The 22,726-nt window shown below is 66.9% G+C and carries 24 protein-coding genes; 13 read left to right on the plus strand and 11 right to left on the minus strand.

The genetic code is table 11. The features are described 5' to 3' along the window. Positions 1-24 precede the first annotated feature (24 nt). From Q9Q95_RS05250 to Q9Q95_RS05270, 5 genes are all read left to right on the plus strand, one after another. Positions 25-837 (plus strand): CoA ester lyase, encoded by an 813-nt coding sequence (locus Q9Q95_RS05250; protein ID WP_306094594.1) that lies wholly within the window; start codon positions 25-27, stop codon positions 835-837. Between the two features lie 80 nt (positions 838-917). Further along, the gene (locus tag Q9Q95_RS05255; protein WP_306094596.1) at positions 918-1,316 is read left to right on the plus strand and encodes a hypothetical protein; all 399 of its coding nucleotides are present in this window, start codon (positions 918-920) and stop codon (positions 1,314-1,316) included. 81 nt (positions 1,317-1,397) lie between these two features. After that, positions 1,398-2,855 (plus strand): IMP dehydrogenase, encoded by a 1,458-nt coding sequence (gene guaB, locus Q9Q95_RS05260; RefSeq protein ID WP_306094598.1) that lies wholly within the window; start codon positions 1,398-1,400, stop codon positions 2,853-2,855. 3 nt (positions 2,856-2,858) lie between these two features. After that, positions 2,859-4,046, plus strand: a complete 1,188-nt coding sequence (locus Q9Q95_RS05265; RefSeq protein ID WP_306094600.1) for an RsmB/NOP family class I SAM-dependent RNA methyltransferase — start codon at positions 2,859-2,861, stop codon at positions 4,044-4,046. A 29-nt stretch (positions 4,047-4,075) separates the two neighbouring features. Continuing rightward, entirely contained in the window at positions 4,076-4,582 is a 507-nt protein-coding gene (locus tag Q9Q95_RS05270; protein WP_306094602.1) for a tetratricopeptide repeat protein, read from the plus strand. Here the strand turns inward: Q9Q95_RS05270 and rsmA are convergent. The 4 genes from rsmA to Q9Q95_RS05290 all read right to left on the minus strand — a co-directional run bounded on the left by rsmA (position 4,579) and on the right by Q9Q95_RS05290 (position 10,196). Beyond that, positions 4,579-5,394 (minus strand): 16S rRNA (adenine(1518)-N(6)/adenine(1519)-N(6))-dimethyltransferase RsmA, encoded by an 816-nt coding sequence (gene rsmA, locus Q9Q95_RS05275; RefSeq protein WP_306094604.1) that lies wholly within the window; start codon positions 5,392-5,394, stop codon positions 4,579-4,581. The genes Q9Q95_RS05270 and rsmA overlap by 4 nt on opposite strands. Then, positions 5,391-6,392 carry a 4-hydroxythreonine-4-phosphate dehydrogenase PdxA gene (pdxA, locus tag Q9Q95_RS05280; protein ID WP_306094606.1) on the minus strand — a complete coding sequence of 334 codons (1,002 nt, stop codon included), beginning with the start codon at positions 6,390-6,392 and terminating at the stop codon, positions 5,391-5,393. Before pdxA ends, rsmA begins: the two co-directional genes overlap by 4 nt. A 16-nt stretch (positions 6,393-6,408) precedes the next feature. Next, on the minus strand, positions 6,409-7,758 hold the full coding sequence (locus tag Q9Q95_RS05285; protein WP_306094697.1) for a peptidylprolyl isomerase: 1,350 nt from the start codon (positions 7,756-7,758) through the stop codon (positions 6,409-6,411). Positions 7,759-7,871: 113 nt separating this feature from the next. Then, positions 7,872-10,196 (minus strand): LPS-assembly protein LptD, encoded by a 2,325-nt coding sequence (locus Q9Q95_RS05290; protein ID WP_306094608.1) that lies wholly within the window; start codon positions 10,194-10,196, stop codon positions 7,872-7,874. A 108-nt stretch (positions 10,197-10,304) separates the two neighbouring features. Between Q9Q95_RS05290 and Q9Q95_RS05295 the strand changes: the two genes are divergently transcribed. The 4 genes from Q9Q95_RS05295 (at position 10,305) to Q9Q95_RS05310 (ending at position 12,090) form a co-directional block, all read left to right on the plus strand. After that, positions 10,305-10,745, plus strand: a complete 441-nt coding sequence (locus Q9Q95_RS05295) for a DNA polymerase III subunit chi (RefSeq protein ID WP_306094610.1) — start codon at positions 10,305-10,307, stop codon at positions 10,743-10,745. 72 nt (positions 10,746-10,817) lie between these two features. Further along, positions 10,818-11,159, plus strand: a complete 342-nt coding sequence (locus tag Q9Q95_RS05300; RefSeq protein WP_306094612.1) for a hypothetical protein — start codon at positions 10,818-10,820, stop codon at positions 11,157-11,159. A gap of 133 nt (positions 11,160-11,292) precedes the next feature. Then, on the plus strand, positions 11,293-11,715 hold the full coding sequence (gene ndk, locus Q9Q95_RS05305) for a nucleoside-diphosphate kinase (protein WP_306094613.1): 423 nt from the start codon (positions 11,293-11,295) through the stop codon (positions 11,713-11,715). An 81-nt stretch (positions 11,716-11,796) separates the two neighbouring features. Further along, positions 11,797-12,090, plus strand: coding sequence for a hypothetical protein (locus Q9Q95_RS05310; RefSeq protein ID WP_306094615.1), 294 nt, complete (start codon positions 11,797-11,799; stop codon positions 12,088-12,090). A 6-nt stretch (positions 12,091-12,096) separates the two neighbouring features. On the opposite strand, the gene Q9Q95_RS05315 is transcribed toward Q9Q95_RS05310, so the two are convergent. The 5 genes from Q9Q95_RS05315 to Q9Q95_RS05335 form a co-directional block, all read right to left on the minus strand. After that, positions 12,097-13,377, minus strand: coding sequence for an ATP-binding protein (locus Q9Q95_RS05315; RefSeq protein WP_306094617.1), 1,281 nt, complete (start codon positions 13,375-13,377; stop codon positions 12,097-12,099). Positions 13,378-13,477: 100 nt separating this feature from the next. Further along, entirely contained in the window at positions 13,478-14,197 is a 720-nt protein-coding gene (locus Q9Q95_RS05320) for a response regulator (RefSeq protein ID WP_306094619.1), read from the minus strand. Between the two features lie 76 nt (positions 14,198-14,273). Next, positions 14,274-14,687 carry an EF-hand domain-containing protein gene (locus Q9Q95_RS05325; RefSeq protein WP_306094621.1) on the minus strand — a complete coding sequence of 138 codons (414 nt, stop codon included), beginning with the start codon at positions 14,685-14,687 and terminating at the stop codon, positions 14,274-14,276. A gap of 121 nt (positions 14,688-14,808) precedes the next feature. Beyond that, the gene (locus Q9Q95_RS05330; protein ID WP_306094624.1) at positions 14,809-15,582 is read right to left on the minus strand and encodes a thioesterase family protein; all 774 of its coding nucleotides are present in this window, start codon (positions 15,580-15,582) and stop codon (positions 14,809-14,811) included. Then, on the minus strand, positions 15,579-17,057 hold the full coding sequence (locus Q9Q95_RS05335) for a class I adenylate-forming enzyme family protein (RefSeq protein ID WP_306094626.1): 1,479 nt from the start codon (positions 17,055-17,057) through the stop codon (positions 15,579-15,581). Before Q9Q95_RS05335 ends, Q9Q95_RS05330 begins: the two co-directional genes overlap by 4 nt. Positions 17,058-17,209: 152 nt before the next feature. Between Q9Q95_RS05335 and Q9Q95_RS05340 the strand changes: the two genes are divergently transcribed. Continuing rightward, complete coding sequence (locus Q9Q95_RS05340) at positions 17,210-17,698, plus strand: hypothetical protein (protein ID WP_306094627.1); 489 nt, start codon at positions 17,210-17,212, stop codon at positions 17,696-17,698. Between the two features lie 12 nt (positions 17,699-17,710). After that, on the plus strand, positions 17,711-18,043 hold the full coding sequence (locus Q9Q95_RS05345) for a hypothetical protein (RefSeq protein WP_306094632.1): 333 nt from the start codon (positions 17,711-17,713) through the stop codon (positions 18,041-18,043). Between the two features lies 1 nt (position 18,044). Here Q9Q95_RS05345 and Q9Q95_RS05350 read toward each other — a convergent pair whose 3' ends face one another. Both Q9Q95_RS05350 and Q9Q95_RS05355 read right to left on the minus strand, forming a co-directional pair. Continuing rightward, entirely contained in the window at positions 18,045-18,752 is a 708-nt protein-coding gene (locus Q9Q95_RS05350) for a glutathione binding-like protein (RefSeq protein ID WP_306094634.1), read from the minus strand. Positions 18,753-18,797: 45 nt separating this feature from the next. Further along, a complete protein-coding gene (locus Q9Q95_RS05355; RefSeq protein WP_306094636.1) occupies positions 18,798-20,012 on the minus strand; it encodes an MFS transporter in 1,215 nt (404 codons plus the stop codon). A gap of 187 nt (positions 20,013-20,199) precedes the next feature. Between Q9Q95_RS05355 and Q9Q95_RS05360 the strand changes: the two genes are divergently transcribed. Further along, positions 20,200-21,417 (plus strand): acyl-CoA dehydrogenase family protein, encoded by a 1,218-nt coding sequence (locus tag Q9Q95_RS05360; protein WP_306094638.1) that lies wholly within the window; start codon positions 20,200-20,202, stop codon positions 21,415-21,417. A 47-nt stretch (positions 21,418-21,464) separates the two neighbouring features. Next, the gene (locus tag Q9Q95_RS05365; RefSeq protein WP_306094640.1) at positions 21,465-22,535 is read left to right on the plus strand and encodes an acyl-CoA dehydrogenase family protein; all 1,071 of its coding nucleotides are present in this window, start codon (positions 21,465-21,467) and stop codon (positions 22,533-22,535) included. Positions 22,536-22,726 lie beyond the last annotated feature (191 nt).

Here is a 22,726-nt window from a genome sequence, read left to right on the forward strand (position 1 = left end):
GCCTTGCTAGCATAGAGTCGGGCCATGACCACAGCCCGACTGGCGCCCCGCACCGCGTTGTTCCTTCCCGCCTCCAATCCGCGCGCGATCGCCAAAGCGCGCGGGCTCGACGCCGATATGGTGATCCTCGACCTCGAGGACGCGGTGCGCGACGACGCCAAGGCCGAAGCGCGGGCGGCGGCAGTGGCGGCGGTTGCCGAAGGATTCGGGCATCGCCTGTGCGCGATCCGCATCAACGGCGTGGAGTCGGGCGAGCACGCCGCCGATCTCGACGCGGTGGCAGCATCGATCTGCGACTTCGTCGTGGTGCCCAAGGTCGAGACCGTTGCGGATGCAGCCGTCATCGCCGACGCCACGGCCAAGCCATTGCTCGCGATGATCGAGACTCCGCTCGGCGTGCTTTCCGCCGCCGATATCGCCGCGGTGTCAGGGGTCGGTGGCCTCATCGCCGGGGTGAACGATCTGCGTGCAACGCTCGGGATTGCCGCCGGTGCCGGTCGCGAGGGGCTTTCGCTGTCGCTCCAGACGATCGTGCTGGCGGCGCGGGCGAGCGCGGTCTGGGCGATCGACGGCGTGTTCAACGCGCTCGACGACATCGAAGGACTGGCGGCCGAGTGCCGCCATGGCCGCGCGCTAGGTTTCGACGGCAAGTCGCTGATCCATCCGAACCAGATCGAACCCGCCGCGCGCGCGTTCGGACCGAGCGACCGGGAACTCGCCGACGCGCAGGCATTGATCGAGGCCGCGACCGGCGGCGCGGAGCGTTTCGGCGACCGGATGATCGAGGCGATGCATGTCGCGCAGGCGCGCGCGCTGATCGAGCGCAACCGCCGCTAAGCTCCGGAGTTTCCCTGCGATGTCGCCGGCTGCCGCCGCGGCTATGCGCCGCCGCCAACACGGCTCTGCAGGGTGAGACCATGTCCGAACTCCACGATCTGCATGCGCAGCTGCTGCAGATGCTGAACGAACTCGAGGAACTGACTGCACAACCGGCGCCCGACGAGGCGGAGCTGGCGAGCCTGCGCTATCGTCTGACGCGTACCAGCAGCGCGCGGCGCAAGCACGTCGACCTCATCTGCAGCGAACTCAAGCCGACGCTTGCGGGTAGTGACGCCGCCGCGCTCGACGCGCTGCACGACAGCAACACTGCCGCCATGACGGCATCGTCCGAGCATATCAGCACCTGGAGCCTGCGCGAGGTGGTGAAGAACTGGCCGGGCTATTGCCAGGCATCTCAGGCACTGCGCCGTTCGATGCGCGCGCAAATCGAAGCCGAGAAGGCAGCGCTATATTCGCATCTGCAGGACGGCAGCTAACGTACGCCCGGGCACTAGCGGTTTGCGCTGAGCGCGGTTACATGGGCCGCCAACCTCCGACTCAGGACATTGGCGCACCCCATGGATATCCCCCTCGGCCTAACCTTCGACGACGTCCTCCTGTATCCGGGCGAGTCCGAAGTCCTGCCGAGCATGGCCGACACCCGCACCCATGTGACGCGCGGCCTCGCGCTCAACATTCCGATTCTATCCTCGGCGATGGACACCGTCACCGAGGCCGACATGGCGATCGTCATGGCGCAATTGGGCGGAATCGGTGTCCTCCATCGCAATCTCGACGTGGAGGAGCAGGTCGAGGCGGTGCGCGCGGTCAAGCGCTATGAGAGCGGGATGGTGGTCAATCCGATCACTATGGCTCCCGACGGCACGCTTGCCGAAGCGCGCGCGCTGATGGAACGGCACCGGATCAGTGGCATCCCGGTGGTCGAGGCGGGCGGCAAACTGGTCGGCATCCTCACCAATCGCGACGTCCGTTTCGCCGAGAATCCGAACCAGCCCGTCTCCGAATTGATGACCCGCGACAATCTCGCCACCGTCGCCGCCGGCGTCGGCAAGGACGAGGCCCGCCGGCTGCTCCACCAGCGCCGCATCGAGAAATTGCTCGTGGTCGACAACGACTATCGCTGCGTCGGGCTGATCACGGTCAAGGACATCGAGAAAGCCGTCAATTTCCCCAACGCCACCAAGGATCCGAGCGGCCGCCTCTGTGTCGCCGCGGCGACCACGGTCGGCGACAAGGGTTTTTCCCGCACCGAGGCCTTGGTCGACGCAGAAGTCGATCTCGTCGTCATCGATACCGCGCACGGGCACAACAAGGATGTCGCCCGCGCGGTCGAGCGGGTGAAGAAGCTCTCCAACCGCGTGCAGGTCATCGCGGGCAACATCGCTACCGCCGAGGCGGCCAAAGCGCTGATCGATGCCGGCGCGGACGGCCTCAAGGTCGGCATCGGCCCGGGCTCGATCTGCACCACCCGCGTCGTCGCGGGCGTCGGCGTACCCCAGCTGACCGCGATCATGGACGCGGCAGGCGAGGCCGCGAAATCGGGCGTGCCGGTGATCGCCGATGGCGGCCTGCGCACTTCGGGCGATCTCGCCAAGGCGCTCGCCGCCGGCGCCTCGACCTGCATGGTCGGCTCGCTGCTCGCCGGCACCGAGGAAGCGCCCGGGGAGACCTTCCTCTACCAGGGGCGCGCCTACAAATCCTATCGCGGCATGGGCTCGGTCGGCGCGATGGCGCGCGGCTCGGCCGATCGCTATTTCCAGCAGGACATCAAGGATCAGCTCAAGCTGGTTCCCGAAGGCATCGAAGGGCAGGTGCCGTACAAGGGCACCGCGCGCGACGTCGTCCATCAATTGGTCGGCGGGGTGAAGGCGGCAATGGGCTATGTCGGCGCGCCGACCATCCCCGAATTCCAGAAAAAGGCCCGGTTCGTCCGGATCACCGGCGCGGGCCTCAAGGAAAGCCACGTCCATGACGTGACGATCACCCGAGAGGCACCCAATTATCCGACACGTTGAGCCATGAATCCCGCTGCCCGCACGCAGGCGGCGATCGACCTGCTCGACCGGATCATCGAAGCGGCGCGCGATCAGGGCGCCGCGGCCGACACGCTGATCGCCCGCTGGTTCGCCGAACGTCGCTATGCCGGTTCGAAAGACCGGCGCGCGGTACGCGAACTGGTCTATGACGCCATCCGTCTATGCGGCGAGCGCCCGGACAGCGGGCGTTCGGCGATGTTGGCGCTGGTCAAGCAACGGCCTGAAATCGCAGAGACGTTCGATGGATCGTCGTACGGCCCCGCGCCGATCGTCCCCGAGGAACCAGCCGCGATTGCGGGGCATGCCCCGGGTTGGTTGATCAAGCGGCTCCGGGCATCGGATGTGGGCATTGAGGAACAGGCGGCTTTGCTCGGCCGCGCGCCGCTCGACATCCGTGTCAACCGGCTCAAGGCGACCCCGGAACAGGTCGCGGCTGATCTGCCGGGGGCCGAGCCGCTGGCCTTCGCACCCGATGCGCTGCGCCTGCCGCCCGACACGAGAGTCGATCGGCTTCCGGCTTATGCCGCCGGGCAGCTCGAAGTGCAGGACGCCGGCAGTCAGCTCGTCACCCTCGCCGCAGGTGCCCGACCCGGACAACATGTCGTCGATCTCTGTGCGGGCGGCGGCGGCAAGACGCTGGCGCTGGCCGCGGTGATGGCAAATCAGGGCAGCATCCTCGCATGCGACGTCGATCGCGGCCGGCTTCAGCGGCTTCCCGAGCGCGCGGAGCGCGCGGGCGTGACGATCGCCGGGACGCGGCTGCTCAACCCCAATCGCGAGGCCGAGCAATTGGGCGATCAGGAGGCGCGCGCCGACCTGGTCTTCGTCGACGCGCCTTGCTCGGGGACCGGGACATGGCGGCGCAATCCCGAGGCGCGCTGGCGGCTGACGCATCAGCGGCTCGACAAATTGGTTGCGACCCAGCGCCACATCATGGGGCTCGCCGCCGATCTGGTGCGGCCTGGCGGGGCGTTGGTCTATGTCGTCTGCTCGGTGCTCGACGACGAAGGGGCGGGGCAGGTCGGCGCCTTCCTCCAGGCCTTTCCCGGCTGGACCGCCGAGACCTTGGCGCCGGGTGCGGGCAGGCCGCGCGGCGCCGGACTTCGGCTCACCCCGCTGGCGGATTCGACCGATGGCTTTTTTGTCGCGAAGATGGTGCGGCCATGGTAGCGCTACGCGCCTCAGTTTCGGAGACTTTCATGCGGATCACTGCGATTTCGGCTGCCGCGGCGCTGATGGTGCTTTCGGTTTCGACCTCGCTGATGGCGCAGCGCCCCGACGACCAGATCGACCCGAAGTCGCTCGCCTTGCTGCAGGAAGGCCGCACGGCCAGGGCTGCCGGCAATCTCGACGGGGCGCAGGATGCGCTGGAGAGCGCGCTGGCGGTCGATCCGCGCAATCGCGAGGCTTTCCTCGTTCTCGCCGACATCGCCCGCGTCCGCGGGCTGCCGGGCAAGGCGATCCGCTTTTATTCCGAGGCGCTGGCGCTCGAGCCGAACGACCTGACGGCGTTGCGCGGGCAGGGCGAGGCGCTGGTCGCCAAGGGCGCGACCGCCAAGGCCAAGGAGAATCTCGCCAAGATCAAGACTGCGTGCGGCGGCGAGTGCAACGACGCGACCTTGCTCGCCGCGTCGATCGCCAAGGGCCCGCCGGTGACGGCGACCGCGCAGATCGAACCGGCCAAGCCGGCGCCCGCCAAGCCCTAGCTGAGCGCGCGGGCCAGCGCGACATATTCCGCTACCGTCACCGTCTCGGCGCGGCGGCTCGAATCGATCGCCAGAGCGTCCATCGCCTCGATCGCGCCGGGAACGGCCTTGAGGCTCTGGCGGAGCATCTTGCGGCGCTGCCCGAACGCCGCGGCAGTCAGCTTTTCGAGCGTCTTGAGCTGCACGCCCTCGGGCTCCGACGCGGCGACGATGTGCACCACGGCGGACATCACCTTGGGCGGCGGGGTAAAGGCCGAGCGATGGACCGTCATCGCGATCCGCGGGGTCGAGCGCCATTGCGCCAGCACCGCCAGCCGGCCATAGGCGTCGGACCCCGCCGGCGCGACGATGCGCTCGGCGACTTCCTTCTGGAACATCAAGGTCAGGCTCGCCCACCACGGCTCCCAGTGCGCGGAAAGCCAGCCCACCAGCAAGGCCGTGCCGACATTGTAGGGCAGATTGGCGACGACATGCGGCTTGCCTGCGAACAGTGCCGGCGCGTCGATTTCGAGCGCGTCGCCCTCGATCACCCGGAGCCGGTCGGGGAAATGGCCACCTAGCTCTTCAAGCGCAGGGATGCAGCGCCGGTCGCGCTCGACGGCGGTCACTTTGGCGCCAGCCTCGAGTAGTGCCCGGGTCAGCCCGCCCGGGCCGGGGCCGACTTCGAACACCTCGGCGCCGTCGAGCGTGCCGGGGACCCGGGCGATCCGGGCAAGGAGCTGCTGGTCGAACAGGAAATTCTGCCCCAGCGCCTTGCTCGCGCTGAGCCCGTATTTCTTGATGATCTCGCGGAGCGGCGGAAGCGCAGTCACTGGGCGAGCGCGACCTCTGCCCGCCGCTCGGCCTGCGCCGCCGCCATGCGGATCGCCGCGATCATCGCGCCGGGATTGGCCTCGTCGCGACCGGCGATGCCGAACGCAGTGCCGTGATCGGGCGAAGTGCGGACGATCGGCAGCCCGAGCGTGGTATTGACGCCGTCGTCGAAGTGCAGCGTCTTGATCGGGATCAGCGCCTGATCGTGATAGAGGCACAATGCCGCGTCATAGCCGGCGCGGGCACGCGCGTGGAACATGGTGTCCGCCGCGAACGGTCCCACCGCGTCCACGCCCTCGGCGCGAAGCTGCTCGATCGCGGGGGCGAGAATATCGATTTCCTCCCGCCCGATCGCGCCGCTCTCGCCGGCATGTGGATTGAGGCCGGCAAAGGCGAGGCGCGGCTTCCCGATCCCGAAATTGCGATAGAGGCCGCGCGCCGTGACCCGTGCCTTGGCGACGATCAGTTCCTGCGTGATCAGGGCGGGAACCTGGGCGAGCGCGACATGCACCGTGATCGGCACCACCCGCAGCGTCGGCCCCGCGAGCATCATCACGGTGTTCTCGCTGGCCACGCCGCAGCGTTCGGCGACGAACTCGGTCTGTCCCGGATAATTGAAGCCGATGCGATAGAGTTGCGCCTTGGAGACCGGGCCGGTGACGAGCGCGGCGGCCGCGCCCGAACGGGTCAGCCCCGCCGCCAGCTCGAGCGATTGCAAGGCGCAGCGCGCGCTCTCCACGTCGGGCGCGCCGGGCACGATTTCGGCATTGTCGCCCACCGTGATCACCGGAAGCGCATCGGCGAAGACGCCAGGCGTCTCGGCCGGATCGCTTATCCGAGCGACCGGACCGTCCCATACCTTCTCGACTGCGCGGGGATCGCCGACCGCGAAGAAGGGCGCCAGCGAATGCAGCACGCGCGCGGCCCATGCCTTGGCGGCGATCTCGGGCCCGATCCCGGCAGGGTCGCCCATCGCGATGGCGAGCGGCGTCGACATCCGCTCGCCGCGCACCTCAGCGATATTCGACCAGCGCGTCGCGGCGCAGATCGCGCAGCATGCGTTGGGCGCGCAGATTGGTGCGCTCCTCCTCGAGCTTTTCCTGAACCTGCTCGACCGAAGGCTCGTACGCCTCCTTGGGATCGTCGCGGCCGCACAATACGAGCACGCGGACGCCGTCCTCGACCGAACCGAACGGCTGAGTCACCTGACCCACCTGAAGCGGCAGGATCATGTTCTGGAGCGCGGGCGGGAGCTCCTTGATCGTGATTCCGTCACGATCGACGACCTGGGCGCTTTGCGCCTGCGCCACGTTGGCGACGTCGCCGCAGCCCTTGATCGCGCGGGTGGCCGAGGCGAATTCGCCGGCGCGGGCGCTCGCCTGCGCTTCGGTGGTGCCCTTGGCGAAGCTGATCGCGACCTGGCGCAGGCTCAATTTGGCGTCGCGCGGGTCGGCGGTCAGCACCTTGCGCTTCTCGGCGAGGTACAGGATCGAGAAGCCGGTCGGCAGCTGGATCGGGCCGGCGACCTGCCCGGGCTGCATCTCCTGCGCGGCCTGCGCGAGCGGATCGGGCAGCATCGACGGACGGACCCAGCCGAGATCGCCGCCGACCGATTTGGTCGAGGCTTCCGAATAGGTCTTGGCGAGATAGTCGAACGGCGCGCCTTCGCGCATCTGCTGGATCATGCGCTGCATGCCGGCATTGACTTCCTGCGCGCGATCGGGAGTCGCGTTCATGTAGATTTCGTAGACGTGATATTCGTCGCTGCCCTTGGCGGCCTTCATGCGATCGATCATCGCCTTCACTTCGGCCTCGCCCACATTGATGTTGACGCGGCGGCGCAGCAGGCGGCTCCATGCAATGTCCGCCTCGATCTGTCGACGGATCGTGCGCTCGGAAGCGCCGACTTCCTTCAGCCAGCCGCGCATCTGATCGGGCGTCCGCTGGAAGTTCTTCGAGACACGCGCGAAGCTCTGCTCGATTTCCTTGGGGTCGACGGTGATCTCGTTGGCCTTGGCCTCCTGAATCTGGAGCGCCTCGTCGATCAGCTGGCGCAGCATCTGCACCTTCAGCTGATCCCGCTCTTCGGGCTTGAGGTTGAGCTTGCTGATCGCGACGACCATGGCGACGCGCTGATCGACATCGGTTCCGGTGATCACCGTGTCGTTGACGATAGCGGTAGGCTTGCGGATGTTGGGATCGCCCTTGCCGAAGAGCTGAAAGTTGGCGGGGAGATCAAGGCCGGTGTTCGGCACCTGCTGCTGATCGGGTACCGTCTGCGCGAGCGCGATCGACGCGACGCCGGCAAGGCCGAACGCCAGAATAGTCTTGCGGCCGAAGCGAGCCGCCTTTGCAACACCCATGTTCACGTGGAGCCGTACCCTCATCCATCCCGGGGGAGATCGTGGCGCATACTCGCCAATTGTGCCTGAACCAAGGCTTGACGGGATTCGGTTACGCCCCGCCAGAGGCTACGCTAGCGCCCCAGATTCTTGAACGCCAGCGACAAAAGATACGAGTTGCCGCGCCGCGCGTCGCCTGTGGTCTCGTAATAACGCTTCCAGGTGAGGCCGAGCCGCAGGCAATCGTCCTCATAGGTCACGCCCAGTCGGTGGCGGACCGGCTCGAATCCGTCGGACAGCGACAGCACGTCCTCGTCGCGGTTGGTCAGATCGACGAGCGTCGCGCCCGAGACCGACCAGAAGCGCGCGATCTGCACGCGGGCGCCGATCCGCGCCTCCTCGCGATCCTGCAGATCCTCGAGCGAGGGGCCGATGTTGCGGTTGAGGCGGAGATAGCCGAGCTGCACATAGGTGCTGCGCGATCCGACGGTCGCGTCGATCTCGTTGCGGCGGAAGGCGAGGCCGTCTTTGTCGAGGCGGTAGCGGTGGGTGAAGCTGACGAAGTCGCGGAAACGGACCACGGTGCGGCCGACGATGTCGGAAACCCGGTCGGTGAGGCCGGTGCCGTCCGGAAAGATCGTCGGCCGCGAGGTCAGGCGATAGCTCTGGCCGACATTGGCGTCGATGCTGAAGCCCGGCAAATACAGCGAATAGTCGACGCCCCAGGTGAAGCGGGTGGAATCCTCGAAACGATCATAGCCGGGGAAGCGATTCAGCGCGAACAGGTTCGAATCCTCGAGGTCGACGGCGCGGGCGTCCTCGTTGGGAACGGCGAGGTTCTCGAGCTTGGGCGCGGCGACGATCTGGACGCGCGGCGTGATCCGCTGCGAGCCGCCGAACAATTCGCCGACCAGCGGCCATTTGACGTCGACCGCCGCCGCAGCGATGCCGCGGAACTGGAAGCCCTCGTCGCCGCGATAGCTGACGACGCTGGTGGAGAGCGTGTCGTCGGTATTGTAGGCATCCGCCCGGCCATAAGCCGTGAAGGTGACTTCCTGGCCCCAATTGGTCAGCTTGCGCAGATCCCAGCGCGCGCTGGCGAAGGCGCGCTGCGAATCCTGTCCGGTCGAGCGGCCGAGCGCGAGCGTGTTGAGCTGGAGCTCGAAGCGCCCGCCGAGCAGGCCGTCGTCCATCCGCCGGCGATAATCGAGCTCGGGAAGCACGAAGGGCTGCAGGCCCTGGCGCTCGCCTGCGCGCAAGGTCTGCACTGCCCAGGCATTGATCGAGAAATAGCTGTCCGCGTCGATCCGCTCGACCCGGAGATTGTTGCGCAGCCGATCGTCTCGCGAGATGTCGTAACGGCGCAGGAAAGTGCGGTCGGTGGCGAGCCGGAACGAGGCGCTCGCGCTCCATTCGGGCGAGAGCTGGAAGCGGCCGACGGCGTCGAGATAGCCGCGGAAATCGTTGCTCGAGGTCGCCGGAGTGACCGGCACGGTCAGATCGTCGGCGCGGCGGCTATAGGTGCCATAGGCTGTGACGCGATAGGCGCCGAAGCTCTCGAGAGCACGATACTCGCCCTGCAGCATCGGCAGAGTATCGGTGAACACCCGCGGCGTGACAGTCAGGTCGCGGTTCGGCGCGAAGCTGAAGAAATAGGGCAAGGCGATCTGGAAGCCGTTGGTGCGGTCGTAACGCAGATCGGGGGTGAGGAAGCCGTCGTCGCTGGTGTTGCCCGCGGGATGCGAGAAAGCGGGCAGCGGAATCGAGGCGAAGCCGAACACCGAGATCCGCGCGCCGGTATAGCGGATGCGCTTCTTGTTCGGATCATAGACCACGCGCCGCGCGGTGATCTTCCACGACGGCTCTTTCGGACAGCCGTCCGAACCGGTGACCGCGCACGGCGTGTAGGCGGCGTTCTCGACCGTGATGACGCCGTCGTCGCGGCGGCCGCGCTGGGCGGCGATTCGCCCGCCGGCTTCGAGCACGACGAGCATGTTCTCGACCGCGCCGTCCTTCAGCGTATCGGTCAGTTCGATGCGATCGCCATAGGCGGCGTCGCCCTCGGGATTGACGATGACGATATTGCCTTCCGCCACGACCTTGCCGGTGGTGCGGTTCCAGACGATCCGGTCGGCGCGCAGGCGATCGCTGCGCCGGTTGAGGCGCACGTCGCCGGCCGCGGTGACAACGTCGTTCTCATAGTCGTAGTCGAGCTGGTCGGCGGTGAACTGAACCTCGTCGGGATCGGCTGATGCCGCTTCGATCGAAGGCGGCGGCGGAGGCGTGCCGACGCGATCCTGCAGCTCAGCGCTCGGCACCTGCACCGGCCGGGACAAGTCCGGCTGGCGCGTCGGCGCCTCGCGCGGATCGGCAGTCTCCTGCGCCCGCGCCTGCGCCGCGAGGCACAGGCCGAGCGCGGCCGACAGCAGCAACACCTTGCGCGTAACGACGATTCCCACCTTTGACTTCACTCCCGGGCACGCGGCACCGTCCGCCCTATCGCAGCGGTTGCGGCATCGCAACGTCACGTGCGTTGGCCCGAACGCACGGAACCGCTAACAGGAGCCATGCAAGTCGACTTCTATCATCTCACGCAAGTCCCGCTCGAACGCGCATTGCCGCAGATCGCCGACAAGGTGCTCGTCACCGGCGGGCGGCTGGTGATCGTCGCGAACGACGCGGCGCAGCGGGCCAAGCTCGACCAATTGCTCTGGAGCTGGGCGCCCGAGAGCTTCCTGCCCCATGGCCAGGCCGGTGGCGAGGACGATGCGCGCCAGCCGGTCCTGATCGCCGCGACGCCCGATGCGGCGAACGGCGCCCGGCACATCGCGCTGGTCGACGGCGTCTGGCGCGACGAGGCTTTGGGGTTCGATCGGGCGTTTCATTTCTTCGATGAGGACGCGATCGGTGCGGCGCGAGCGGCGTGGAAAGGCCTCGCCGATCGCGAAGGCATCATCCGCAACTATTGGAAACAGAACGACGCCGGTCGCTGGGAGAAAGCGGCCTGACCTGCAGAAGGTTCGGCCATTGACCGCGCTCGCAGATCGCTCAGCGCTTTCTCGAAGGGAAGAGGGTCGAGAATGAAACTGCATACGATGCTGACGGGCCTGGCGCTTGCGATCGCGACGCCGGGCATAGCCAATGCACAAGAGGGCTGGGCGCAAGAGCGGAAGGTGGTCTCGCTCTATCCCCACGCCAATGGATTCACTTTCGTGCTGAGCGGCGCGCGCGTGAATGTCGGCAGTCCCTGCGAGGACAATCGCATGATCCTTCCCCTTTCGGCCCAGAATTACGATGCGATCGTCAGTTCGATCATGACGGCATTCACGTCCGGCTATGTGATCGACGCGGCATACGACACCTCCAGCATCACGAGCTGCGACACGGTCGTAAATCGCGTCGTCGTATACAGGCGCGGCTGAACCGCACTCAATCGTGTCTGCGTCCGTGGATGGCCGTTCGATGCCTCGCGCGACCAGCCGCGCTTGCATCCACGGCGCCCCGGGACTAGGGAGCCGCGACTTTCCACAACACAATAACAGGAGCCGCACGGCCATGGCCGCGACCCGGACCTTTTCGATCATCAAGCCCGATGCCACCCGCCGCAACCTGACCGGCGCAGTCACCAAGATGCTCGAGGATGGCGGCCTGCGCGTCGTCGCTTCGAAGCGCATCCAGATGACCCGCGAGCAGGCCGAAGGCTTCTACGCGGTGCACAAGGAGCGTCCCTTCTTCAACGATCTGGTCGAGTTCATGATCTCGGGCCCGGTGGTCGTGCAGGTGCTCGAAGGCGAGAACGCGATGCAGCGCAACCGCGACATCATGGGTGCGACCAATCCGGCGAACGCCGATGCCGGCACGATCCGCAAAGAACTGGCCGAATCGATCGAGGCGAACTCGGTGCACGGTTCGGATTCGGACGAGAATGCAGCGATCGAGATCGCCTATTTCTTCAAGCCGGAAGAAATCGTCGGCTGATCGTCGATCGATCGCTGAGAGACAAGCGCCGGCAGGACCCTGTCCTGTCGGCGCTTTTTCGTTCGCGGAACAGGAATCGTATTGATCTGGATTGAGTGCCGCAACCAACTGAAATGCAGCGCATTTCAACCTCCTATGCCGCATTATTTCTTCAGCCTGAAAACCCGCAATGCGACCCCGCACACCGAGCGTAGCGGCGACTTCCCCGATTTGCGCACGGCCTTGGCCGCAGCCAACGCCGCCGCCCGGTCGATGCTCCATACGCGGCCGCATCGCATCCCGCTGGACGTGCATGGCAGCCTCGACGTCGAGGACGAGCGGCGACGGCCGGTGGCGCGGATCATGCTGGCCGACGTCGCGCGCCAGATCTTTTGAACCGTCTTAGCCGCGCGGCAGGCTGATCGTCGCCGTGAGGCCGCCGCCTTCGCGATTCGCGAGGGCGATGTCGCCGCCGGCGTCGTTGACGATCGCGCGGGCCAGCGCGAGGCCGAGGCCGATCCCGCCGGTCTCGCGGTTGCGCGAGGTTTCGAGGCGCGTGAACGGCGCGAACACTGCAGCGAGCTTATCGGACGGGATGCCGGGGCCGCGATCGGCGACCTCGATCGCCACGGTCCGCTCGCCGGGAAGCAAGCGGACCTGCGCCCCGCCGCCATATTTGACGGCGTTCTCGAGCAGATTGCGGATCGCGCGGCGCATCAGTGACGGCCGCAGATGCATCTTGAGGCGCGGGGCTTCCTCGAAATCGACTTCGTGATCGAGCTCGCGGAAATCGTCGACCACCGCATCGATCAACGCCGACAGGTCGACATCGGTCGGCGGTTCGCTGGGACGGCCAAGCCGGGCGAGCGAAAGGATGTCGTCGAGGGTACGGTTCATCTCGTCGATCGTGTCGGCCATGCGATTGCGGTCGTCGTCCTCCTCGACCGATTCTATCCGAACCCGGAGCGCGGCCAGCGGGGTGCGCAGATCATGGCCGATCGCCCCTAGCATGCGGTCCTTTTCGTCGAGCATCGCATTCACGCGCAGGCTGAGCGCGTTGTATGCGGCGATCACCGCGCGGACGTCGCTGGGGCCGCGTTCCTCGAGCGGCGTGGCGCCGTCGCCCGGCTGGAAATCCCGGGCGGCGCCGGCGAGCGAGCGCAGCGGCTTCGAGATGCGCCGGACGATCCACATCACCGGCAACAGGATGACGACGTAGAGGATAAGAGTTTGGAAGACGAGCGCCGCGACCAGCTTGCGATCGGCGCGGATCCACGGAGCGTTGATCGTCAGCCAGCCATTTCCGGGCTGCTCGATTGCAATGACCAGCACGCTGCCGGGACGGCGGCGGCCGCGATTCTCGTCGTCGCTGGTCGCGCGGATGCCCGTGTCGATCCGGCCGACACGGATGCCGAGCTCGTTGAGCTGCCCGCGCAGCTCCTCGGCGACTTCGTTGCGGCGTTCGAGCCCGGGCGGGATCGGATTCACGGCGACGCGGCGTACCCGTCCGCGATCGGGGGCGAGCGGACGACCGCCGGCACGCTCGCGTTCGAGCGCGTCTACGATACGGGTGATCGCCGGGCGAGTCGCCTGGGCGAGGCGATATTGCGCGCGGTCGCGTATCGCGATGGCGAAATTGAGCGCCTGCGCAGCGAAGAGCGCGATGGCGATGAGCAGCGCCATTTGTCCCGCGAGCGAGCGGGGGAGGAGGCGTCTGGTCATCGGCATGAAGGGGGTCGAACTCCCCTCCCTGCGAGCAGGAGGAGAGCGCGAAGGGCCCCCATCACAGCCGGGTCACTTCGGCGGCGAGCGTGTAGCCGCCGCCCCAGACGGTCTTGATCAGCGACGGGTTCTTGGCGTCGGGTTCGATCTTCTTGCGCAGCCGGCTGACCTGATTGTCGATCGCGCGATCGAACGCGGCCGCCTCGCGGCCCTGGGTCAGATCGAGCAACTGATCGCGGGTGAGGACCTGACGCGGGCGCGTGACGAGAGCGTGGAGCAGGTTATATTCGCCGGTCGACAGCGGCACCGACACGCCTTCGCGGTCGACGAGTGCACGTTCGCCGGTCTTGAGCACCCAGCCGGCAAAGGCGAAGCTGCCGGTCTCGGGCGCGTGCTGTTTGGCGCCTCCGGCGGCCATGCGGCGGAGCACGACCTTGATGCGCGCGGCGAGTTCGCGCGGGCTGAACGGTTTCACGACATAATCGTCGGCGCCCATTTCGAGCCCGACGATGCGGTCGGTCTCCTCGCTGCGCGCCGTGAGCAGGATCACCGGCGTGTCGCTGGTCTCGCGGATATGGCGGCACAGGCTGAGCCCGTCCTCGCCGGGCATCATGATGTCGAGGATGACGAGATCGATCGCATAGGCGGCCATCCGCGCGCGGGCGCCCTCGGCATCGCCGGCCTGGGTGACGCGGAATCCCTGTTTGGTGAGATATTGCGCAAGCGGCTCGCGGATCGAGCGCTCGTCGTCGACGAGGAGGAGATGGGGGAGATCGGACATGCTGCGACCGTAACAACTCCGTGGACGAAAAGAAGTGCCGGGCAGCGAGAGGAGGGAAGCCGCCCGGCGAGGCAGGTCAGTTGGCGTCGCGGCGTTCCATAGCCCCGCGCATCCGCTCGCGCGCGGCGGCGCCTTCGACCTTGTCGATCTTGCCGTCGCCGTTGGTGTCGAGGCGCGCGAAGCGGCGATCGGCCTGCGCATGCTGTTCGTCGAGCGAGATCGCGCCGTCATTGTTGGTGTCGATGCGATTCATCATCCGGCCGCGGCGTTCGCCGTCGCCGGGGCGCTCTTCCTTGCTGATCTTGCCGTCCTTGTTGGCGTCGAGCTTGGCGAAGCGCGCGTCGACATCGGCGAGAAATTCCGCCTTGGTCACCGTGCCGTCATTGTCGGCATCGGCTCTGGCGAGGGGATCGCGATCCTGCGGCGCAGCAACGGCACTGCCCGCGACGAGCGTGGCGCCGAGCAAGGCGGCGGCAAGGGTCTTCTTCATGGCACGAACTCCAGCATCAAGGCGGCGCGTGCCGCGACTGGGATGCGTTTTGACGGCCGGCTGTCGCAAGGGTTTGTCAGGCCCGGGAGAAGTTGTCGCAAATTGTCGCCGGGATGCCGAACTATCCGAAAATGGCGACGCCCTGCATCGCTTCGGCAACCGGCTCCCCCGCGGCGTTCCACACCGTCATGCGCTGGCTGCTATAGCCGTGACGGGCGATGTCGGCCTCGGCATGGAGCAGCCACCAGCCGTCGGTGGTGGCGGGTTGGGGCGTGAGGAGGTTGATCTGCCAATTGAGCGAGCTGAGCGGGGTCTGGCGCTCGGCGGCGAGCTTGAACGCGCCCGGAGGCAGCGCGTCGCCGATCGCCATCAGCTCGACCATCGGGTGGAGCCCGCCCCGCGCGCGCAGCCGCGCCCAGCGCAGCCATTCGGTCGGGCCGAGATCGCGCTTCGAGTCCCAGAAATTGAAGTTGCCGGTGAAGAAGCTCTCGGGGCCGGTATAGAGCTCGGCGTCGGGCGCGGGCGGCACGATCGGCGCGCGGCGCGCCTGGTCATGCTCGACCGTAGAGGCGAGTTCAGCCATGAATACGAAGGTCGCGCGCAGACCGAGACCCGCCCCGGAACCGACGTCAGACTGGAGAAAGGCGGCGTTGCGGCCCCGCCGGAGTTTGGCGGCGCTGACCGTGACCTCGCCGGCGAGCGGGCCGATGAACGCGATCTGCGCCGAGCGCAGCGGCGGCAAATCGGGTTCGAGATCGAGCGCGGCCTGCAACGCCAGCGCGGCGGAGAGACCGCCGAACGCAGTGCGGCCCTGCATCCAGTTGGCGGGGATTTTGGTGCTGAAGCCGCTTTCGTCACGCGTCGCGGCGGCAAGGATATCGGCAATCGGAGTCATGCGTAGCGCTCGCGCAGCTCACGCTTGAGCACCTTGCCGATCGCGCTGCGCGGGAGTTCGTCGATGCGGCGGAGATCCGCGAGGCGCTGGGTCTTGCCGAGCCTGGCATTGGTCCAGGCAAGGATTTCGGCGGGGTCGCCGGCGCCGACATAAAAGCCGATCGGGGTCTCGCCCCATCGATCGGACGGCACCCCGACGACGCTGCACTCGGTGACTTGCGGATGCTGGACGAGCACTGCCTCGAGGTCGGTCGGGTAGACGTTGAAGCCGCCCGAGATGATCAGATCCTTCTTGCGATCGAGCAGGGTGAGGAAGCCGTCTTCGTCGAACCGGCCGACATCGCCGTGGCGGATGAAGCGGTTGCCGGCTTTATCGTACCACGTGGCGTCGTCGGTAGCGTCGCTGCGGCCGTGATAGCCGGTCATCATCGCGCTCGAGCGGCCGACGACTTCGCCCATCTCTCCCTGCGGGACTTCGCTGCCGCGATCGTCGATCAGCCGGATATCGTGGCCCTCGATCGGCTTGCCGACGGTGTGAAGCTTGTCGGGATGGGCGTTGCAGATGAGGATCGTCGTGCCGCCGCCTTCGGTCATCCCGTAATATTCGACGAGCAGTCCCGGCCAGCGCGCGAGCACATCGGCCTTGAGCGCCGCGGGGAAGGGCGCGCTGGTGCAGGTCTTGAGGGTGAAGCTCGAAAGATCGAAGCGATCGAATTCGGGATCGGCCATGATCCGCCGATACTGAATCGGGACGAGCATGGTGACGCTGCCGCGATGTTTCTCGGCGAGGACCAGAAAGTCGCGCGCGTCGAATTTGGCCATCAGCACTACCGTGCCGCCCCAGCCGAGGGTGGGCAGGAAGCTGACGAGGGTGGTGTTCGAGTAAAGCGGGGTCGCGACCATCGTCACCGCCTCGCCGAACCCGGCGGGGGCGCGGCCGATATGGACCCAGCGCATCGCGTGTGGCTGGACGATGCCCTTGGGCGTGCCGGTGGTGCCCGAGGAATAGATGATGTTGAACGGATCGTCGGAAGCGACCGAGACCGGTGCGGGAATGCCCTCGCCGAGCCAGTCGCCGAGATTTTCGAGCGCTACCTTCCGCACCGGCACGTCGATGTCGTGCGCGGCGTCGTGGAACAGGATCGGTGCGGCGCAATCCGCGACCATCGCGGCGAGTTGTTCGGGCGTAGCGGAAGGGGCGAGCGGCGCGGCGGCGCAGCCGGCGCGCAGCGCGCCGAGGAAGACGAGTGCGTAATCGAGCGACGAGGGGCCGAGGATCGCGATCGCGTCGCCCTGCTTCGCGCCGCCGCGCTGGAGCGAGAAAGCGATGCGGTCCATCGCGCGGTCGAGTTCGGCATAGGTCATCGTCCGATCGCCGAAGACGATCGCAGGCTTGTCGCTGCGTTCCTGCGCATGCGCGCGGATGAGATCGGGCAGCGTCGCGAAGTCGCTAGCCAGCATCGCCTCGGCAGTCACGGTCTTGCCCCCATGCGCCGACCTTTAGCGAGCGCGGCGGCGAACGCCATACGCATTTTTCGAAAACCCTGCGTCGAGACGCCGCGATTGCAATCGACAGTGATGCCGCGCGTTCGCTATGATGCGACCCGGACGATCGAGGGAAGCGTTCGATGTCGACAAGTTGCCGAAGCTCGGGCCGGCGCCGTTTCGTGGTGACGCTGCTACCATTATTATGGGCGCCGCTGCTCGCATCCTGTTCGGTGTCGCTGATCGCGCCCTATGACAGCCGCACCGAGGAGATGGTGACCCAGATCCAGAGCGAGCTCTCGGCATTTCATCAGGAACTGATCTACGACAGCAAGGCGCCGGCATGCGTCTATTCGAAGCATATGGGCTTCTATCGGACGACCCACGCCGACATCGCCAATCTGCGCGTGCGGGTGGGGGCGATCGCGAAGAACGCCCAGACCGCCGATCAGGTCGAGGCGTTGGAAAAGGGGGTGGGCGATCTCGAGCTGATCCACCGCAACCGCGAGAACCAGCCGCCGGGCGACACCCAATGCATGGGAATCAAGGCGATGGAGAACAGCTTCGGCGGGCTCGAAGGGATCATCCGGGCGATCCTGCAACTCGAGATGGTCAAGCAGCGCACGCTCTGACGGAGAACGAGGATGGATCTGGATTTCGGGGCGCTGGGCGGGCAGATCGGCGATCGGATCGTCAGCGTGCTCGCCGGACACGGCAAGGCGGCCGGCGGCTTTGCCCGGACCGAGGGCGAGAAGATCGCGCTGGCGATCCGGCACATCGCCGAGATGGTGCGCGACGGCGAGATCCTGCCCGAGGAAGCGCCGCTCTATCTCGACATCCAGATGCAACATTCGCGCGCGGTGTTGCGGACGGTGGAAGGGATCGGATTGGTCGCGGCCGAGCAGGCGATCAACGGCGCCCTCGATCTGATCAAGGGCGCCGTCACCACGGCGCTCGGCTTTCCGCTGGTCCGATAGCTCAGGCCTTGGCGGTGCTCGTCGCCGTCTGGCCGAACAGCACCTTACGCTCTTCGTCGGTCATCGGGGTGGCATAGGAACGGACCTCGCCGCCTTTCTCGTACGCGCGGATCGTTGCGGGGCGCGCGGCGATGCGCTCGAACCACGCCTTGACGTTGGGGAAGTCGTTGAGGTCCTGCTTGTGCGCCTCGTGGGGGACGATCCACGGATAGATCGCCATGTCGGCGATCGAATAGCCGCTGCCGGCGACGAACTCGCGGCCGGCCAGCCGCCGGTCGAGCACGCCGTAGAGGCGATTGGTCTCGGCGACGTAGCGGTTGATGGCATAGGGCACCTGCTCGGGCGCATAGACGTTGAAATGGCCGTTCTGTCCGGCCATCGGGCCGAGCCCGCCCATCTGCCACATCAGCCATTGGAGGATGTCGGTGCGTTCGCGCGGGGTCTCGCCGTAGAATTTGCCCGATTTGAGCGCGAGGTAGATCAGGATCGCGCCGCTCTCGAACACCGTCACCGGCTCGCCGCCATCGGCGGGGGCGCGGTCGATGATCGCCGGCATGCGGTTGTTCGGGCTGAATTTGAGGAATTCGGGGTCGAACTGGTCGCCCTTGCCGATATTGACCGGGTGGATCTCGTAATCGAGCCCCGATTCCTCGAGGAAGAGGGTGATCTTGTGGCCGTTCGGGGTGGGCCAATAATAGAGCTCGATCATGTTGGTCTCCGGTGCCTGAGCGCGGGAGATGGTGCGCGGTTTTCGTTACGCAAGCGGCGCCTTCGCCACGCGCGGCACCACGCGTAAAATCACGATCAGCAAGGCCGCCAGCGCCAGTCCGGCGGCGAAGACGAAATTGCCGGCGGGGAAGCCGCGCTCGGCGCCGAAGGCCAGGGCCTGGCTGAGCATCAAGGGCGCGAGGATCAAGGCGACGCTGTTGAGGCTGGCCATGCCGCCTTGCAGCGCGCCCTGGTGCCGTTCGTCGGTCATCCGCGAGAGCAAGGCGTTGATAGACGGATAAGCGAGCGCCTGAAATGCGCTCAACGGGATGAGCGCATAGACCATCCAGCCTTCGCGCACGAAGATGTAGCCGAAGAATACCGCGCCGCCGGCGAGGATGCCGAACACCACGGTGCGCTCCTCGCCCCAGCGCTTGATCGCGCGGCCGGTGACCAGCGTCTGGACCAGCGCCATCGCCACGCCCGACGCGGCGAGCGACCAGCCGATCGCCTCTTCGTCCCAGCCCAATGCGATCTCGGACCAGAACGCCCAGGTCGCGGGATAGACCATGTGCGCGAACTGCCAGAGAAAGGCGGCAATCAGCAGCCAGCCGGCATTGCCGGCATGGAGCAAGGGCTTGAACGCGGCGAAGACATGGGCGTTGCCCCAGCGAAAGGCGCGGCGGCGCTCGGGGAGCATCGTCTCGGGGAGCGCGATCACGATCCACAGCGCGTTTAGCCCGGCGAGGACGGCGGCGGCGATGAACGGGGCGCGGGTGCCGAAGCCGGCGAGCAGCCCGCCCATCGCCGGCCCGAGGATGAAGCCGATGCCGAACGCGGCCCCCATCAGACCGAAGGTGGCGCCGCGCTTCTCGGGCGGAGTGACGTCGGCGAGAACGGCGTTGGCCGGGCCGTAGGAAGCGCCGGCGATCCCGGCGATCATCCGGCCGACGAACAGCCAGGCGATGCTCGGCGCGGCGGCCATGAAGGCGTAGTCCGCGGCGAAAGCGAACATCGAGAAGAGCAAAACCGGCCGGCGGCCGAAGCTGTCGCCGAGGGTGCCGAGGATCGGCCCGGCGAAGAATTGGGTCACCGCATAGGCTGCGAGCATATAGCCGCCGATCCGTGCGGCATCCTCGAGGCTGACATGCGCCAGCTCGACGATCAGCCGCGGCAGCACCGGCATGACGATGCCGAAGCCGATCGAATCGATCAGGATCGCGGACAGCACGATCGGCACCGCGCGGTGGTGGAATTGCATGTCGGGCCCCTTTTCGGGCGAGCTTCTAGCCCGGGCGTCACCCCGGCGAAAGCGGGGATCTCAGGCTGCGCATCGGTTCGCTCGCGGCGCGAGGTCCCGGCTTTCGCCGGGATCACGGGAGAATGCTTGACGCCAAGCGCTCCATACCGCATTTTCGAATCGGGCCGAACACGGCATGGAGAGGATGATGGCGACCGCAGAAATCGACGCGCCAACGGACCCGCTCGAGGGTTTCCGCGCGCATGCCCGAGAATGGCTGGCGGCGCATTTCCCGCCCGCGCTGAAGGGCAAGGACAATGCCATGTCGGCGGTCGAGGGACCGCACGAGAATTCGCCCGAGGAGGATGCCTGGCAGCAGGCGATGGGCGAGAAGGGCTGGGGTGTCCCGACCTGGCCGAAGGAATATGGCGGCGGCGGGCTGAGCCGTGCCGAGGCGCGGGTGTTGCAGGAGGAAATGGCGCGGATCGGTGCATGGAACCCGATCGGCGGGATGGGCGTGATGATGTTCGGCCCGACCCTGCTCGAATATGGCAGCGAGGAGCAGAAACGCGAGCATATCCCGGCAATCGCGAGAGGGACGGTGCGCTGGTGCCAGGGCTATTCGGAACCGGGCGCAGGATCGGACCTCGCCTCGCTCCAGTGCTTTGCCGAGGACAAGGGCGACCATTATCTGGTCAACGGCCAGAAGACCTGGACCAGCGGCGGGCAATGGGCGGACAAATGCTTCATGCTCGTCCGTACGGACAAGACGAAGAAGCACGAAGGCATCACCTTCCTGCTCTGCGACATGGACACGCCGGGGGTCGAGGTGAAGCCGATCCGGCTGATCTCGGGCTCCTCGCCGTTCTGCGAAACCTTCTTCACCGATGTGAAAGTGCCCAAGGCCAACCGCGTCGGCGAGGAGGGGCAGGGCTGGACGATCGGCAAGCGCCTGCTCCAGCACGAGCGCAGCAGCCTGTCGGGCGGCGGATCGACTGCCGGACGGATGTTCGCCGGAGCCCCGCTGGGGCAATTGGCGAAGAAATATGTCGGGATCGACGAGGCGGGCCGGATCGCCGACGCCGATCTTCGGACACGGATCGTCCGCCACGAAATGGATCTGCGCGCCTTCATGCTGACCCTGCGCCGGGCTTCGCTTGAGGCCAAATCCAATCAGGGGCCGTCGGCAGCCACTTCGATCATGAAGAATGTCGGCGCGCGGATCATGCAGGAGCGCTCCGAGCTGCTGATCGAGATCCGCGGCCTCGCCGGGCTCGGCTGGGAAGGCGAGGGGTTCGAGGCGGACGCGCTCAAGGACGTGCGGTCGTGGCTCTTCGGCAAGGCGGTGTCGATCTATGGCGGGTCGAGCGAGATCCAGAACAATGTGATCGCCAAGCGCATCCTCGGGATGCTCGATCATCAGTGATTAGAAAAGCCCTCTCCCGCAAGCGGGCGAGGGAGAAGGGAGTTGATATGGCAGTCCTGACCGAAGAGCAGACGATGCTGCGCGATATGGCGCGCGAATGGGCGGACAATGAATCGCCGGTGACCGCATTTCGGAAGGTGCGCGATGGGGCTCCGGCGGGTTTCTACGATGCCGCGGCGTGGCAGGCGCAGGCCGAGATGGGCTGGGCCGGGATCCTGATCCCCGAGGCGCAGGGCGGGGCCGGGATGGGCTATCTCTCGCTGGGGCTGGTGCTCGAACAATTGGGGCGCAACCTCGCCGCGACCCCGCTGGCCGGAACCGCGGCGGCGGCGAGCGCGCTGATCCTCGGCGGCTCCGAAGCGCAGCAGGCCGCATGGTTGCCGCGCATCGCCGCCGGCGAAGTCGTTGCGGCGCTCGCGGTCGATGAAGGACCGCGCTTTGCGCCGGATCGGATCGCGACGCGGGCCGAGGGTGGCCGGCTCAGCGGAACCAAGGAATTCGTCGCCGAGGGCGACAGCGCGCAATTGTTCGTCGTGGCCGCGGCCGACGGGCTCTATCTGGTGTCGGGCGACGAGGGCGTGACCCGGTCGCCGCGGAAACTGACCGATTCGCGCAGTCATGCGCAGGTCCGCTTCGATAGCGCGCCCGCCGACAGGCTCGAAAGCGGGGACGATCTGCTGACGCAGGTGACCGATCGCGCCGCGGCGGCACTGTGCGCCGAGATGCTCGGCATGGCCGAATCCGCCTTCGCCCAGACTAATGATTATCTGAAGACTCGCGTCCAGTTCGGGCAGGTGCTCGCCTCGTTCCAGGCGCTGCAGCACCGCATGGCCAGGATGTTCACCGAGCTCGAGCTGATGCGATCGGTGGTCGAGGGCGCGCTCGAGGCAGTCGATTCGGGCCGTGCCAATGTCAGCCAGGAGGTCAGCCTCGCCAAGGCGGTAGCCGGGGAGACGCTCCATCTGGTCAGCCGCGAGATGGTCCAGCTGTTCGGCGGGATCGGCATGACCGACGAGCATGACGCCGGCCTCTATCTGAAGCGCGCACGGGTGCTCGAGGCGATGTGGGGCAATGCCGCGTGGCACCGCGAGCGCTTCGCGCGGCTCAACGGGTATTAGGGTTCACGACCGAGGGCTCTGCGAGCTTCGCTCCCCTCCCGCTTGCGGGAGGGGAACGTTTGCGGCGCTTCCTGCGCGCTTCTTTGACTGGTGCAATCGGGCAACACCTCAGGGACAGTCCCGCTTTGCAACCTTTGCTATGCTTGACGGCCCCTAGGGAAAACGCTGTTATTCGAGGGTAGGGTATGGAA

This window comes from Sphingomonas sp. DG1-23 (genome assembly GCF_030730875.1).
GTDB lineage: Bacteria > Pseudomonadota > Alphaproteobacteria > Sphingomonadales > Sphingomonadaceae > Sphingomonas.

Coding starts and splice junctions, on each gene's coding strand:
- Q9Q95_RS05250 (WP_306094594.1), top strand. CDS start 25: ATGACCACAGCCCGACTGGCGCCCCGCACCGCGTTGTTCCTTCCCGCC.
- Q9Q95_RS05255 (WP_306094596.1), top strand. CDS start 918: ATGTCCGAACTCCACGATCTGCATGCGCAGCTGCTGCAGATGCTGAAC.
- guaB (WP_306094598.1), top strand. CDS start 1,398: ATGGATATCCCCCTCGGCCTAACCTTCGACGACGTCCTCCTGTATCCG.
- Q9Q95_RS05265 (WP_306094600.1), top strand. CDS start 2,859: ATGAATCCCGCTGCCCGCACGCAGGCGGCGATCGACCTGCTCGACCGG.
- Q9Q95_RS05270 (WP_306094602.1), top strand. CDS start 4,076: ATGCGGATCACTGCGATTTCGGCTGCCGCGGCGCTGATGGTGCTTTCG.
- pdxA (WP_306094606.1), bottom strand. CDS start 6,392: ATGTCGACGCCGCTCGCCATCGCGATGGGCGACCCTGCCGGGATCGGG.
- Q9Q95_RS05285 (WP_306094697.1), bottom strand. CDS start 7,758: ATGGGTGTTGCAAAGGCGGCTCGCTTCGGCCGCAAGACTATTCTGGCG.
- Q9Q95_RS05295 (WP_306094610.1), top strand. CDS start 10,305: ATGCAAGTCGACTTCTATCATCTCACGCAAGTCCCGCTCGAACGCGCA.
- Q9Q95_RS05300 (WP_306094612.1), top strand. CDS start 10,818: ATGAAACTGCATACGATGCTGACGGGCCTGGCGCTTGCGATCGCGACG.
- ndk (WP_306094613.1), top strand. CDS start 11,293: ATGGCCGCGACCCGGACCTTTTCGATCATCAAGCCCGATGCCACCCGC.
- Q9Q95_RS05315 (WP_306094617.1), bottom strand. CDS start 13,377: ATGGCGCTGCTCATCGCCATCGCGCTCTTCGCTGCGCAGGCGCTCAAT.
- Q9Q95_RS05320 (WP_306094619.1), bottom strand. CDS start 14,197: ATGTCCGATCTCCCCCATCTCCTCCTCGTCGACGACGAGCGCTCGATC.
- Q9Q95_RS05325 (WP_306094621.1), bottom strand. CDS start 14,687: ATGAAGAAGACCCTTGCCGCCGCCTTGCTCGGCGCCACGCTCGTCGCG.
- Q9Q95_RS05330 (WP_306094624.1), bottom strand. CDS start 15,582: ATGACTCCGATTGCCGATATCCTTGCCGCCGCGACGCGTGACGAAAGC.
- Q9Q95_RS05340 (WP_306094627.1), top strand. CDS start 17,210: ATGTCGACAAGTTGCCGAAGCTCGGGCCGGCGCCGTTTCGTGGTGACG.
- Q9Q95_RS05345 (WP_306094632.1), top strand. CDS start 17,711: ATGGATCTGGATTTCGGGGCGCTGGGCGGGCAGATCGGCGATCGGATC.
- Q9Q95_RS05350 (WP_306094634.1), bottom strand. CDS start 18,752: ATGATCGAGCTCTATTATTGGCCCACCCCGAACGGCCACAAGATCACC.
- Q9Q95_RS05355 (WP_306094636.1), bottom strand. CDS start 20,012: ATGCAATTCCACCACCGCGCGGTGCCGATCGTGCTGTCCGCGATCCTG.
- Q9Q95_RS05360 (WP_306094638.1), top strand. CDS start 20,200: ATGGCGACCGCAGAAATCGACGCGCCAACGGACCCGCTCGAGGGTTTC.
- Q9Q95_RS05365 (WP_306094640.1), top strand. CDS start 21,465: ATGGCAGTCCTGACCGAAGAGCAGACGATGCTGCGCGATATGGCGCGC.